Source organism: Psychrosphaera sp. 1_MG-2023, from assembly GCF_030548245.1.
GTDB lineage: Bacteria > Pseudomonadota > Gammaproteobacteria > Enterobacterales > Alteromonadaceae > Psychrosphaera > Psychrosphaera algicola.
Genome location: NZ_JAUORW010000004.1, coordinates 25,315 through 39,484, shown reverse-complemented (window position 1 = coordinate 39,484; position 14,170 = coordinate 25,315). Strand labels below are relative to the sequence as shown.

Annotated in this window: 14 protein-coding genes; 6 read left to right on the top strand and 8 right to left on the bottom strand. The window is 39.9% G+C overall.

All coding sequences use genetic code 11. The features are described 5' to 3' along the window. Positions 1–275: 275 nt before the first annotated feature. From Q4575_RS04435 to Q4575_RS04415, 5 genes are all read right to left on the bottom strand, one after another. Entirely contained in the window at positions 276–773 is a 498-nt protein-coding gene (locus tag Q4575_RS04435; protein WP_215964346.1) for a hypothetical protein, read from the bottom strand. Further along, a complete protein-coding gene (locus tag Q4575_RS04430; protein ID WP_303521438.1) occupies positions 760–3,897 on the bottom strand; it encodes a hypothetical protein in 3,138 nt (1,045 codons plus the stop codon). The genes Q4575_RS04435 and Q4575_RS04430 overlap by 14 nt, the downstream gene beginning before the upstream one ends. Positions 3,898–3,975: 78 nt before the next feature. After that, positions 3,976–4,746 carry a hypothetical protein gene (locus tag Q4575_RS04425; protein WP_215964348.1) on the bottom strand — a complete coding sequence of 257 codons (771 nt, stop codon included), beginning with the start codon at positions 4,744–4,746 and terminating at the stop codon, positions 3,976–3,978. Positions 4,747–5,144: 398 nt separating this feature from the next. Further along, on the bottom strand, positions 5,145–5,753 hold the full coding sequence (locus tag Q4575_RS04420; protein ID WP_303521437.1) for a hypothetical protein: 609 nt from the start codon (positions 5,751–5,753) through the stop codon (positions 5,145–5,147). A 128-nt stretch (positions 5,754–5,881) separates the two neighbouring features. Then, positions 5,882–6,499 carry a FlgO family outer membrane protein gene (locus tag Q4575_RS04415; protein ID WP_272182185.1) on the bottom strand — a complete coding sequence of 206 codons (618 nt, stop codon included), beginning with the start codon at positions 6,497–6,499 and terminating at the stop codon, positions 5,882–5,884. A 356-nt stretch (positions 6,500–6,855) separates the two neighbouring features. Between Q4575_RS04415 and Q4575_RS04410 the strand changes: the two genes are divergently transcribed. The 3 genes from Q4575_RS04410 to Q4575_RS04400 all read left to right on the top strand — a co-directional run bounded on the left by Q4575_RS04410 (position 6,856) and on the right by Q4575_RS04400 (position 9,626). Beyond that, a complete protein-coding gene (locus Q4575_RS04410) occupies positions 6,856–8,019 on the top strand; it encodes a dipeptidase (protein ID WP_303521645.1) in 1,164 nt (387 codons plus the stop codon). Between the two features lie 101 nt (positions 8,020–8,120). Then, a complete protein-coding gene (locus Q4575_RS04405) occupies positions 8,121–9,143 on the top strand; it encodes a hypothetical protein (protein ID WP_303521436.1) in 1,023 nt (340 codons plus the stop codon). A gap of 141 nt (positions 9,144–9,284) precedes the next feature. Beyond that, entirely contained in the window at positions 9,285–9,626 is a 342-nt protein-coding gene (locus Q4575_RS04400; RefSeq protein WP_215964353.1) for an outer membrane protein assembly factor BamE, read from the top strand. Positions 9,627–9,695: 69 nt separating this feature from the next. Here Q4575_RS04400 and Q4575_RS04395 read toward each other — a convergent pair whose 3' ends face one another. Both Q4575_RS04395 and Q4575_RS04390 read right to left on the bottom strand, forming a co-directional pair. Continuing rightward, entirely contained in the window at positions 9,696–10,043 is a 348-nt protein-coding gene (locus Q4575_RS04395) for an RnfH family protein (protein ID WP_215964354.1), read from the bottom strand. Then, positions 10,036–10,467, bottom strand: a complete 432-nt coding sequence (locus Q4575_RS04390) for a type II toxin-antitoxin system RatA family toxin (protein WP_215964355.1) — start codon at positions 10,465–10,467, stop codon at positions 10,036–10,038. Before Q4575_RS04390 ends, Q4575_RS04395 begins: the two co-directional genes overlap by 8 nt. Before the next feature lie 111 nt (positions 10,468–10,578). Between Q4575_RS04390 and smpB the strand changes: the two genes are divergently transcribed. The 3 genes from smpB (at position 10,579) to Q4575_RS04375 (ending at position 12,563) form a co-directional block, all read left to right on the top strand. After that, positions 10,579–11,058 carry an SsrA-binding protein SmpB gene (gene smpB / locus Q4575_RS04385; RefSeq protein ID WP_215964356.1) on the top strand — a complete coding sequence of 160 codons (480 nt, stop codon included), beginning with the start codon at positions 10,579–10,581 and terminating at the stop codon, positions 11,056–11,058. A gap of 160 nt (positions 11,059–11,218) precedes the next feature. Continuing rightward, entirely contained in the window at positions 11,219–11,767 is a 549-nt protein-coding gene (locus Q4575_RS04380; RefSeq protein ID WP_303521435.1) for a hypothetical protein, read from the top strand. Beyond that, positions 11,754–12,563, top strand: coding sequence for an NRDE family protein (locus tag Q4575_RS04375; protein WP_303521433.1), 810 nt, complete (start codon positions 11,754–11,756; stop codon positions 12,561–12,563). The genes Q4575_RS04380 and Q4575_RS04375 overlap by 14 nt, the downstream gene beginning before the upstream one ends. Here the strand turns inward: Q4575_RS04375 and Q4575_RS04370 are convergent. Further along, positions 12,540–14,168, bottom strand: a complete 1,629-nt coding sequence (locus tag Q4575_RS04370) for a VWA domain-containing protein (RefSeq protein WP_215964359.1) — start codon at positions 14,166–14,168, stop codon at positions 12,540–12,542. The genes Q4575_RS04375 and Q4575_RS04370 overlap by 24 nt on opposite strands. Between the last annotated feature and the right edge of the window lie 2 nt (positions 14,169–14,170).

Sequence of the window (14,170 nt, the reverse complement as noted above, 5' to 3'; positions counted from 1 at the left end):
CCTCTATATTGTCTGCTTTTTAATGGCCTAGTTGGTTTTCAGCCCGGCTCAGTGCTAATTACATCCCCCCTGAATATAACCGCAACAAATTACCGCATTAAGGACCTCTGTCACTGAACTAAGACGTGAAAGAACTGCGCAGAAAAATCATTTCCACCTTACATAAATACGCGAAGTGTTAACTCTTAGGTTATCTGTTTGTCGATGAGTGAGACTTAATCTTTGGTCTATTTATTCAAGACGGGGCCGTTGGCTTTTAAAAAGTCGAATTGCAATTAGGGGGTTCTAAATTCGACATCAAAGGACATATTGTACGATGTCAGGCCGCTAAGCGCGTTGGAAATAGTCAATGTACCACCCACATATAAATCAATGGTGCCGTCGGTGCCTGTCATAAACCAAGTGTCTGCCCCGGCAATAGGTGACAAGCTCGTAGCATTAAGATCATTGACAAGACGCGCCTTTGGCGCGAATGACAACCCCTGCGCTCCATCTTCAACATAGTTAAATCTTACAATTAGCTGTGTATTGGGGGTCGATTGAATTCGGTAGTGGGCGAGTTGGGCGCTGCCTAAGCACATATTATCGGGGCTAGAAATATTGCCATTTATCGGGTCTAGTTCACAAAACCCTGACTTAGGCACCAATTCACCAAAGCTGAGTTGGGCTTGTTGGGTGATACTATCCGCCAGCGAATAAGCCGCAGGCGCAAACTGGAACAATGCGGTTGCAACAATCAAATAACTGGCTTTAGACATGTTAGAGTTCAACAACTTTTGCTCCTTTTCGGTAAACGTATGGCAATGCATTATAAGCGTCTTGAGCAAGTTCTTCCGTTAAAAAGTCACCTAAATAGACGCTGCATCGTTGATTATCGTTTTCTACATAGGTGTTTACTAATTCACTTTGTAGGATATAACTTTGGCATTCTTGCTCTGTGGTATAAGTTTCTAGCAAGACGGCAAATACAGTACGAATCGTGCTAAAGACTCGAACATAGGCATCGGTGCGCACGTTAGGTGGGATCTGATATAAATATTGGTTGGCATCTTCTCTTAAATTAAACTCACCGGCCATTACCGTGCAGTATTTAGTCCCCATACTATAAAACGCTTTATCGACCCCCGTTCGTTTTAAATCAGTCGTGCGCATATGGCAATATTCGCGGTCGTCATATGCGCCAAACTGAATCGAGAAAAACTCACCACGTTGTAATTCCTTAGATGTCCTTTGGTTTGTTTTTGTCAGGGAAGCAGAGATATTTTTGGGCTCAATATCGCCTTGATAATTTTCGTCAACTTGGCTGCGATTAATATCTGAGATCGTAATCGTGTCGACCGTAAGTACTTGGTCGCCGCCGGTTAAGGTCAGTTTGATGGTTTTGGGATAGGCATATAGCTTTTTACTGGCCAAAAACGCTGGGTCTATTCTGAGTTCGTATTGCCCTGGCCATTGGTCTTCAAACATATAATAGTGTTCGATGTCAGTTAACGTCTCAGCCACGACTTTTGAATTTTTATCCACTAGCTGAACCGGCACAAATTTGGCTTTTTGACCATAAGTTTTGTCTTCTAAAATTCCATCTAGCGTGACAGCATAATTAAATGGAATGTCCAATGATGTCACACCGCCCGCGTGGGTATAAAACCTGAAATTATCATTAACTGGTTTAAGTGCAGGGGATTTTGTTTCCATCGTATTAAAATGCACTTTAATGGGCGCATTGTGGCCTAGTCCCGGAAGATAGGTCAAACCCTGAGTGTTTGAACGTATATCGCGCCAGTAAGGTTTTACCCCAAATTGTACCCCCGACAGCGGTTCATCGTATTCGTCATAGTGTGCATTCTGGTTATTATCGATGTAGGTCATCAAGTCTAATGTTGACGATGCCGCTGAGTATTCACTCTGAAAATTGACTTGGCCATTATGATAGTCGTAATCGATGTTAAAGGTTAAACCGGCACTCACTTGCCATTTAGTTTCACTCGAATAGCTGGTGCCAAAAACCATATTGAATTTTTGTTTTCTGACACTGACATTAGTAGACACTCGATATTGATTGTCGACATTGTATTGCCCATTAAATGAAGCATAAATGTGCGCTGGGGCTCGCCATGTTGCATTCAAATCGATAGAGTCGAGTTCTGTTTTTTGGCCTTCTCCGTTTTCAATATTAAAATTGGCACTTGTCCGCAAATACCATTTATCACCAATAGGAGATGAAATTGCGATTTTATCAGTGATATAGGCCGTTGAGTTTAACGCACTGTTGTAGCTGTAATTAACGGTATTGGTAATATTAAATTGTTTGAAACGAGATGAGAGAACAAAGTTAAGGTCATCAAACTGGCTATTGCCACTCACCCCGTCTAGTTCAAAGATATTTGATTTTGAATATCCATTTAAGCCGAGTCCTACTGCGCCTAGCCTTGCGGTAAATCCAGCTCGATAGCCGTTTTGTTCGCCAAGCGGTGCAGTCGCATCTCGATTATCATAATTTTTGTTTGAAAATGCCCCGGCTGAGTATCGAAAGTTATTGCCAAAATTACCGAGCAAATTGACGTCAAATTTGTATTTGTCGTGTTCTTGTATAAATACATTCACATCAGCCAGCGCATTTGGTAATTGTCTGGTAAGTGAAATGATACCTTCATGCAATTGCGAATCATCTGGGTTTTGCTGGACAAAATAGGACAAGCCTAAGCTTGTTTTGGCATTTAGCCCAAACTCGGTCTGAATAAATGCAGCTGGGGATGAGGACTTTTCACTAAATTGCTGATTGTTGAACAGGCTACTGCCAGTATCAATAATGCCGCCATTGAAATTAAATTCACCGGGTTTCAGCATATTGTGACCAACGATAACTTCGCGGTCGATAATTTGTTCTTCACCATATGGACCGTACAACTTTATTTCAAATCGGTTTATGCCGTAGGTCGTATCGATGTTAGAAAAAATGATTCTACCATCTTCTGCCACCGTACCGGTTTCCATCAAAAAACCATTTTTATACAACTCAGCTTGCCATCCTGCAGGGGCATCTTCTTCGATGTTTATTTTGCCAAAATAAGAACTGTATTTGGCCTGATCGCTGCCAAATACAACACCTAGGCCAGAGTAGCCCGATTGCAATCTGGTATTGCTGGCGGAGACATCACCAAAAGCATAATGATTTAGACTGCCTAGAATTTTTTTGTCCGGAGCCGTTTGACTCCGCCGCATACTAAAACGTGCGGTAAGTTGGTTGTCGGTGTTTTGCGCCATGCTCAAGTGAGACGCATGGTAAAGCAAGTCGTTGTAAGTTTGTACATTTAGATTGAGTTGGTCATTTAATTGATTTTTACGCGCGGAAATTGAAACATGGCCTTTAGGGGGCGTATAAATTCGATATTGATCTTCGATTAGAAAGTCGTATGTTGGATCCTGCAGATCAGACTGTTGCACAACTTTGTTATTGCTTCTAGCGAGTCGTTTTTGTATTGGAAATGGCTGTCCTTGAGAGACAAACTCAATGGCAAGATCTTGAGTTTTCATGGTGATGTTGGCGTTAATTAAATAGGCCAAGGTCGTTGTATCTAAGTAAAGTTCATTGTCGATAAGTACGGCAAAGCTTTTTGACATTTTTTCTGATTTGCTTAAATCAGTAACGCCGTTTTTAGACGGCGGTGTCTGTTGCAGTTGAAACAAAACATTTGATTGTTCGATTTTGCCAGTGATTAGACCGCTTTTAGGACCGTAATTTAGGTTCAGCTCTAACATACCAGTGACGACGTAAAAAGGCAGAAGTACCTGGTCGTTGTGGTAATAAATATCCGCGCTTTCGTATAGCACCAAATCGCGATTTAAGCGCAGATCATAAATATCAAAGTCGACTTCATCTTGCGTTAACCACTGCACGCTACTTGTCGCAGTAAAACTCAACAGGAGCAAAAAAGTGAAACACAGGTGACTTATCTTCATCGTGTAATGGATGCGTTAGTTAATCACAGTGGTTAGCGAAATATCGCCACCAAATTGTGGCGTTTCTTTAAATTCGATGATCACTTTGCCTTTTGGCTTTGCTTTTAACGGCAGCAACAGCGGTACATCTGCTGATTGCAAATAGTGTGAAAATCCTTTGCGAACCGCTAAAACGCCAGTGTCGTCAGATACGGAGATGTCGCCAAATAGTGATCTTTTTCCACGACGACTTAGTATTGCCTCGGCAAAATAACGCTCGTTAGTGTTGCCGATATGGGCTTGTTGAATGGCTGCTTCGACTTTAAGCTCCCCCTTGCGAACCACTACCGGAATATTAAAGACAAAGTTTGGCTGAATTTTAATTCCCGCTGTTGCGTTATCAGTTTGTTCACGACATCTTAGGTTTAAATAACTGACCCATTCCCCACTTTTTTGTTGGACTAATCTTCGAGCTAAAACCCGTACTTTTTGATTAGACTTAGCTGGAATTAAAACGCGTTTAGGTGAAATTCGAAGTAAAGACTGAGCGCTGGTCGCTGGCAAATTGTCTTTTGTCGCGACCGTCAGTTGACCTTCTGGAGATACGTTATGGTCGACTAAATTGGTGTAACAATAGGCATCGGTATCGCCCTGATTAAATATCTGGTAATTTTTGGTACTTTGTTTTTCAGTTAACAGTACACGATAATCCGTGAAATGAATGTTTGGACCTGCGCTGGCCGAGTTGACAAAAACGCCAAGCATGACGATGGCAATATTAAGAAAAAAACGTGGCGATACAGTCATGTTGATACCTACTTGAAGCTCTAGTTAATTTGGGTGATAGGCCCGTGGTAAATTTAAAAAGAAACTAAAGTGTAAAACAGCAGGAAACTCACAAAAAATAAGCTTAACAGCATGGTAGTTTTGACACATTTTTCTTTCATTTTTGCTCATAAACTATAAAGCAGGAATAGTGCCAGTAGCGGTAAAATCAAAGGGTTTTTAAAGATAATGGCAATAAAAACATAAGACCATGAGCAGCGCGCTGGGAAAGTGTAAAACTGGGCCTCAATTGACATTGAGTTTTGCAGTGATGGCATTACCGAACAGACAATGAAAACTCGTAATAGGCTAGATGAAGGTAATTAAAATGAGGGAAAACAAAAGAGTGAAACACGATGTTCCACTCTTTTATATGCTGACTAGTATGTGGCAGTAATGTCGAAGCTACCTGAATATGGCGTATTGGCGGTAAGGTCCTGCAATACGTTTACCACACCACCAACAACAACAACAATTGAACCATTGTCACCGACAGTTATGCTCACTGGGTTATCTGCGATAATCGCAACCGGTGAAGAAAAATCGACGGTTGAGTCGTTTTGCACGACAAAGCCGCTTGGTGAGAAATTAAAATCAGTGCCGCCACTAATTGAAGACACCGTTACGTTTGCCGTTTGTCCGGCCACGCCAGTGATTTCATAGACACCTGATAAATTGTTTGCAGTACCAGAAGTTATTGCAATACAACCGCCATCACCACTACTTAAAGAATCTTGAATGTCAGAATTAGCAATAACGCCGACACTCGCTGACGACGCTGCTGCAACCGCCGTTGTTACTGTACAAGAGGTTGCGGCTTTACCAAATACGTTGGCAACACCAAAGGTTAACGGATTGTTTTCTACAATTTGAAGATCCTGCACCGTTGTGAACGCTAGCGTAAATGACGTTGTAACCGCCGTTGAAGATAAAGGGGCGATAACAAGCGCTGCACCTAAAAATACTTTATTTAACAAATTCTTTTTCATAATCAGTTACCTTTTGGATCTAAGTCAGATCTATATACGGTTGTTGCTCGCGAGAACATACGGTTTACGTACTTTAATATTTACTTATCGGACGATTGAACAACATCTTTAGTAATTTTTTTTAGCAATTAGCGACCGCGGATTACGATGTCCTGCCCTTCAACGGTAGGGAACGCATTTTCAAGGACAAATGCGGGCATAGATAACGTATAGGCGGCAAGTATTGCCCCACTTTTTGTCGAAACAAGTCGGGCGTTTATGTTCGCGCCATTTGGTGAGTAATTAATAATGCCGCTAATGACATATTGAGTCGTAATGAGATTGTTGTTTCTATTAAATATAAAACTGCCTTGAGGTGATAAGGCAAGTTGTTCGGAAACGTTAAAGTCAACAACCCGATACCCGGTTTCTTGCAGTGAAACAAGTAAGTCCTCTGCTATTTTATTTCCTAGCGGATGGGTGTTTGTTAAGTTGTCATCTAAGTCGACAAATGATGCGACAGACACGGACGAAAGCTTATTGATATCAACTTGTTGAGAAAGTTCAAATGCAATTCGGTCAGCGTATTTTTTAAGAATTTTAGCGTTCAAGTTTTTGTTATCGGTACCCATTTCCATCGATACGTCTGGTGTGAAACCATAACCGTATTGCTTAAATCGATTGGCATAATGTTCCGCATGGTAATTTGGCGCAGCGCAACCCGCGAGACCTAAAATTGAACTTATTAATAATAAACGTAGTTTCATAACCTATCCGGAAGTGCTTTAATAACTATGAACTTAAGGCCAATTATATGGCTAGTTTACGTCGATAACGTTGCAAAATTTCAAACTCGCTTCGTAAATCGTTATTAAGTCATCATCGATGACTCATTTGACAATATAGCGTACTAGTTGATGTAAAAAATCAATAAACACTAAGCTAGAATTGCGTTTGTCGGGCTTGTTATATTTCTTATTTCGTCATTGGTGATTGACCAATAGTTTGATCCATACTCGAAAAAAACAACAACCATAATGTTGTAAGCAATATATAGGCCATAGCAACCTACAAGGGAATCGTCATGAATAAAGGTTTTCAGTCCATTGGTCCAGTGCTGACCATGATAATAGTATCCAGTTTGTCTTCATTTTCGTTGCAGGCAATTGAAGTATCGGAAAAGGCGAAAAATATTGCCAAAAATTCCATTATTGCCGACAGCCATATTGATGTGCCATATCGAATTAATAAAAAGTGGGAAGATGTCACTGTTGCGACCAAAGGGGGAGATTTTGATTACCCTAGAGCTAAGTCTGGCGGCTTAAATGCACCGTTTATGTCGATATATATTCCTGCAACGCTTGAAGCTGATGGTAAAGATTTTGGCGTACAATTAGCCCATAAGTTAATTGACTCCGTCGAAGCAATCGCCGCTAGAGCGCCGGATAAATTTGCCATTGCGTATTCAACAAGCGACATTGAAAAACACTTCAAACAAGGCTTGATTTCATTGCCGATGGGAATGGAAAATGGCTCGCCGATGGCAGGTGATATCGACAACTTAAAGCTGTTTTATGATCGCGGAATTCGCTATATCACGCTTTCTCATTCACTTGCGAATCACATTGCAGATTCAAGTTATGACCTTCGTCGTAAATGGAAAGGGCTAAGTGACTTTGGCAAAATACTTGTTAAAGAGATGAACGACATCGGTATGATGATTGATATTTCTCATGTCAGTGATGACGCATTTTATCAAACATTAGAAATCACACGGACACCGGTAATTGCCTCACACTCTTCTTTACGTAAATTCACCCCAGGATTTGAACGTAATATGGATGATAATATGATCAAGGCATTGGCCAAAAATGGCGGCGTTATTCAAATTAACTTCGGTTCAAGTTTTGTCTCTGCTAAAACCCGCATGTGGGGAGATACGTTAAGCGCTAAATATAAAGCCGCAGGCACGTCGTACGGAGAGCCGAAAGCAAAAGAAATTGAAGCGTCGTATCGTGCTGCATCGCCATATCCGTATGCAAATTTAGAAACGGTGTTAGATCATATTGACCATGTTAAAAACTTGGTTGGTATTGATTATGTTGGTATTGGCTCCGATTTTGACGGTGTTGGCGATTCATTACCTCGTGACTTAAAAGATGTGTCTTATTTTCCACATTTAGTACAGGGCTTAATGAATAGAGGTTACAGCGAATCAGAAATTAAGAAAGTTTTAGCGGGTAACTTGCTTCGTGTTTGGCGTGCTGTAGAAAAAGCGGCTAAATAGACTTAACCATTTAAATACTCTGGGGGAGCGAATTAAGGGTTCCCCCTATATTCCATGTACTCTTAATTCCATATTATAAATTGGAAATGGGAGGACGAGCCGTGCCAATAACAAACGTTAACATTACTGAACTAGCAGACGCCATCGTTCTCGATGACGTAACGGATGTATTTTACCGTAGTTTAGTATACTCCCATTTTTCTAGATGTGACGCCGACCCAAAGAACAAAATGGAAGCTGAACTCGACGCTAAGTTAGAGATCAAGCTCGCAAGGCAGCTAAATTGGGCCGCGTCTTTAACAAGTTTAGATACCGTAAATCATAAGTTTAGCCATTTTATTGAAATGCTTCACATGGGGCAGCTAACGCAAGCTAAACTCACCGCTATTTTAACCGATAATTATTGGTTAGCTCAGGCATTTAAAGACGTAAAAATTAAGTTGAATTTGCCGACAGATGTCGAATTTTATGTTTTAGATCATAAAAAAGGCGATCCTTTGAGTGAGGTGATTAACTCTATTTGTTGGCGTTATTATTATTTACAATTAAGTGAACCGTGCCGCCAATTGTTAATACAGTTAGTCAATTTGTCTCGTTCGTTTGTACATTACTCACAGCTTATCTGTGAAGAAGAAGGTCATTCAGTCAGTGCGGATGATTTTTATAACTTAGCCTTTTTTAATGGGTTTCCTACTTATGTTATGTTGCGATTATTTGATCGCACCGTGCAAAGTTTAAAACAGGAGCGCCTTAATTTAATTCCAATCGAAAATTTTGCCGAGCGAAAACAAGTCGACGCGTATCAAATAAACGGTGATATTTTGTTGAGTTTTTTAAAGTTCGATGAATTTGTAAAGCCACATGTTTTTGACTGTATTAACGTTCCAGCTCCTATTCAAAGCAACTTGATTAATGGAAAAGAATGTCCGGATTTAAAAACTAAAATTTTTCTCGCAGGACGAACTCAGGCAATTAAAAATTTGATGGTTGAAAGCCAAGTATTAACCGCGCAACAAATCTTAAATTATAATCAACAAATTGGTATTAATTTTGAGTTTCAAAACCTGGAAAGTTTGCATGAGAAGTACGCTAGCCCGATGGCAAAGTTGTTTAATGTAACCTAATTATAACTTGGCCAAGTACAATCGTGCGATTTATGAATATTGTGGTACAGATTAAATTTTGATTCTGCTAATATTACGGAACTTTTTCCATTAACGATGTCAAACTAGACAATTGTTTACAACTCATACAGCAGTATTTTCATGAAAATTTTTCTCGCAATCTTTATATCACTAGCTCTTTCAGCCTGCAGTACGTGGGTCTACAAATATGACATTACACAAGGTAACTTTCTTAACCAAGATGATGTTAATAAATTACGAGTAGAAATGACGCAAGAGCAAGTTAAGTATGTACTTGGAACTCCGGTTCTGGAAAACCCTTTTTCGTCAGACAAGTGGCACTATATCCACACCAATAAGTCGGGTAAAACAGATATAACGATACGTCGTGAGCTTATTATTATCTTCAAAGACGGTAAGTTGTTTGAAATTGAAGGTGATTACAAAAGACCAGAACAATTTGAAACCCCGCTAGAGTCTTAATTCTATTGGCTATCAATGACCAAAAATGGTAAAAAATACACACAAAAAAGGTGGCCTTAGCCACCTTTTTTATTCGGCTTGTTTTTTCCTTGGATTGACTCTGCCGCCGGTAACTTTGTCAGCTCGGCCTTCTTCAATTGCCTTTTCCGCACGGCGCTTCCTAACTTCTTTTGGATCGGCAATTAGAGGGCGATAAATTTCAATTCTATCGCCAGCCACTAATCCTTGGCTTAACTTACAAGTTCGCGACCAGATCCCGACCTTGTTATTAGCCAAATCAATTTCTGAATGTTTGGCAAGGATACCGCTGAATTTAATCGCGTGTTCGACGTCAAAATTAGCAGGGACGTCAAGCTCCAATAAGGTTTGCTGTTCCGGTGTTGCGTACGCAATTTCGATAGTAATTTTGTTATCCATAAACAACTTTAGCCCGTTGCGAAAAAGCATTGACCATATTAACCGCAACTTGGTTAAATATTTTGCCAAATGCCAATTCAATCATTTTAGAAGAAAATTCAAACTCTAATTGTAATTCGACTTTACACGCATTGCTATCGAGTTCTGTAAACACCCATTGCCCCGTTAGGAACTTAAATGGACCATTAACTAAAGAAAGTTCGATGGATTTACCAGGGTGTAGTTTATTGTGCGTGGTAAACCACTTTTCGATCCCGGCTTTTTTAATCAACAAAGAACCTTCAATTTCGTTATCATTAATGTATTTACTCGATGCCTTTGCACAATTTGGAATAAATTGCGGGTATGCATTAATGTCGTTCACTAAGTCGAACATTTGTTGGCCGTTAAACATAACGAGCGCACTGCGTGAAATTTGAGCCATAACAACTGGTTGAGATGATAATTAAGAGAATTTCGGTATTCTAACAAACTTGGATAGAAAATGGCGGATAAATGGTTATAATCCGAGGTTCATTAATACTAAGATAAGAATATGTCCAACAAAAAATCAAAATCTTCTTCAAATACGATTGCCTTGAATAAAAAGGCACGTCATGAATATCACCTCGACAAAAAGTTTGAAGCAGGTGTTGAACTTCATGGTTGGGAAGTGAAAAGTATTCGTGACGGAAAAGTGAATATTTCTGACTCCTACGTATTTTTAAAAAATGGCGAAGTGTTTTTATTAAATTCACAAATTCAACCGTTGAATCAGGCCTCCTCACATGTTGTTTGCGAACCGAATCGTTCTCGTAAGTTGTTATTGAAACGCAGAGAGATTAACGAACTTGTCGGTGCTGTAGAACGCTCAGGTTACACTTTGGTTGCCACCGCAATGTATTGGAAATTGAATTGGGTCAAAATTGAATTTCATTTGGCTAAAGGTAAATTAAGCCATGATAAACGGACTGACATTAAAGATCGCGACTGGAATCGTCAAAAAGAACGTATGATGAAACACTCTGTCAATTGATCTTGTTGCGCTTATCGATGACACAGTACTAAATAAGACGTTGCCGAGATTTGGCTTTCCGACCCGATTTACTGTCATACTTTGCTCAGTCGTACTATGCTTTTAAAAGTTTGAAATTAATTTATCGATTTCCCGTTCTATTTTTAAAGTGATGTCAGTAGTGACGGGAAACTTATGGAAGTTGTATTTTATGCCTGAGCAGGAAAATCAGACAAAAAAACTTGTCGACGATAATATTTTATTACTAAACCAATTGGCCCAGTTCGTTCAAGAACAGGCCAGTCCAATATATAGTTTACCTAACGAGCAGCTGCAAAGTGGCAGTATTGGTGCCCACGTTAGGCACATTATCGATCATTATTTAAGTGTGTTAGTCGACGGTGGTGTTGTCAATTATGACCAACGAGAACGAGACGCGAATATTGAAATTAACGCAACTTATGCGGGCGATATATTAAATGCACTGTGTTCCGAGTTATCTGACTTATCAAAAAGTGACTCGGTTAAAGTTGTGATTAGCACAAATGTCGAAGGTCCCTCATCTACCGTTGACAGTGCCTATGATCGAGAATTATGTTTTCTGCATTCGCATACAACTCACCATATGGCAATAATTCGTTTACTCGCAATACATAACAACATTGTTTTACCTTGTTATTTTGGTAAAGCGGCTTCCACTCAAAAATTTGAAAAGAATGTGCAGTTTTAGCTGGCAACAGTTTGGTGATACATTAACTGTGGTGTTTAATCGTGATGAATCAACAACACGAAGCAAGGCACAACACCCTAAATATTACACTGAAAACGGTGTACGATTTATAATGCCAAAAGACCCCGATGGTGATGGAAGTTGGATTGCAGCAAACGAATTTGGTTTTGTTTTTGTCTTACTGAATGACTATCAAGGGCAAGTAAAGCCACCGCAAACCTTAATATCACGGGGCCAGTTAATTCGTTCATTAGCGAGTTGTCGAGACTGGCAAACGATAAAACAAAAAGTCGCTTGCTGGCCGTTATCCCAAAGCCAACCATTTCAACTCGGTGTTATTGCAGCCCAGCAGCAAATGTTTTGGCACTACAATGGCTTGGTGTCTCAAATCACGCCTGCAACACTGCCAAGCGCTTTGTTTTCCTCGGCTCACCCTGATGTTAAAAATATTGTTAAACTTCGCCACAGTCTACTGCAACGTACTAAAGCAAGCAGTGTTGAGGAGTTAGTGCAACTATTTAAGGGGCATAAACCTGATTTATCAGATGTAGCGAAACTGAATTTGCCGAATAGTCAAAAACATAAATGTGAAGCGATTAATGGTGATGTGATAAAAGCGGGAGAGGGCAATACGTATTCGATTTGTATGCATCGAGATGAGGCGAATACTCAATCTTTGTCATGTATAGAATTAAAAAATAGCAGTATTGAATTTTCTTATTGGGACGGCCAACCTTGTCAGGTTGACCGCCCAATTACAATGTCGTTGCCGCTAGTTACCGCAGATTTCTTCTAAGGTATCTTTAGAAAATAAGAATTTATTATTTATGGTCGATTGTTTACTGGCCATAATGAGATAACTATCTGTTGTAGCACCAGTAATTTCCTCAGTTAGTGACACATAACCAATTGCAAAGTCAGGGTCAGTTCGAGTGAATGTAATGGCTGCGTTATCGTCAGAAAGTTGATGTTCAAGTCCGCCTCTACACGCTTTTATTTGCCAATTGAAAATAGGCGTTTCTCTCGACCAACGTAATTTAGCTTGCCATAGCATTTCTGGTACTAATGTTGTGCGTGCGCCGTTCAATGTTAATACTGCTTCAATGTCGGTGAACCCAGTGGCATCAAAGTCGTCACTAAACGAATCGTTACAGTTATCTAAAGAACCACTATTATCAAGTTGTGCTTCTTCACTTGGCGTAACTGCCATAGTACATGGATAGTCATCGATGGCCTCAACGGTTAGAGTGTGTGAACCACTGCGTTTAGGCGTGGCATATGACATAACATAGAGTCCATCTTCGTATGTTTTAATTTTGGCAAAGGTTGATTGTAATAACCCATCGAGCTCGTCAAAGTTTTCTAATTGATAGATGTTATCCGTTGCAGTAAATTCACTAAGAGTTGCTGTATCTGCTTCGTCACCAATAGCAATAAAATATAAGTCTTTACCTTTTGCCGCATTTAAAGCAGCGCTGGTTGACGAACTATCTGAGTTATGGACACCATCGGTAAACAAAATTAAGCTCCCGTAGCTCAGTAATTCAAGGGATATCTCATTTTGCCATACTTCTGCACCTTGCTTAATTGCGCCGTATAGATTGGTTGAGTTGCCACCAATTTGCACTGCATCGAGCTGTTCGATAATCGCTTCTGGGTCCTGACTGTTTTCTATAACTACGTCAACTTCACTGTCAAATGACAAGATAGTAATTGACTGGTTTGGCAATAACTTTGATTCTTGTGTAACCGGATCGGCAATGACATTTTTAATGGCATTTTTTATCGACGTTAATTCATCGTTAAACAATGAAGAGCTGACATCGATTACAAATACAGTTTGGTATTCGGCATTATAATTACTGAGTTTATCCACTTCTAAAAATGATTCTCGTGGAGAGATAACTGAACCATTCTCAAGGACGTTTAAGTAATCGGTAATATTTGACTTGTCTATTGAGTCAACTGCAGTACCAGTAAAACGGTCGATTAGGTGAAATGCAAAGGTTAGCACTGAAGGCGCTTCTTCTTGGAAGGCTAGGGCATTAAGGTTGTAGGCTTTAAAATTCTCTGCAAGGCCATTACACACGATAGTAACATTATTGATATTGCCGATAGCTGTGCCGCTTCCGTTAGTAACTAGGCAGTCTAAATTGTCACTGCTGGTATTAACGGTGACGGAATAAGTCGCATTTTCTTCAATTCGAGTTGGGGATGTAAATGCACCATTGTTCGTTATGGTTTCTAAGTTACCATTGACATAGATACTGATCTCACCCGTTAAACCTTCAACGACACCTGCTACAGAGACTGTCCCTGCAAGTTCACTATTTTTATCATCACTGCCTGAGCAGGCCATGTTTAATACCAGAGAAGATAATAAAATTGCACGTTTAAACATTG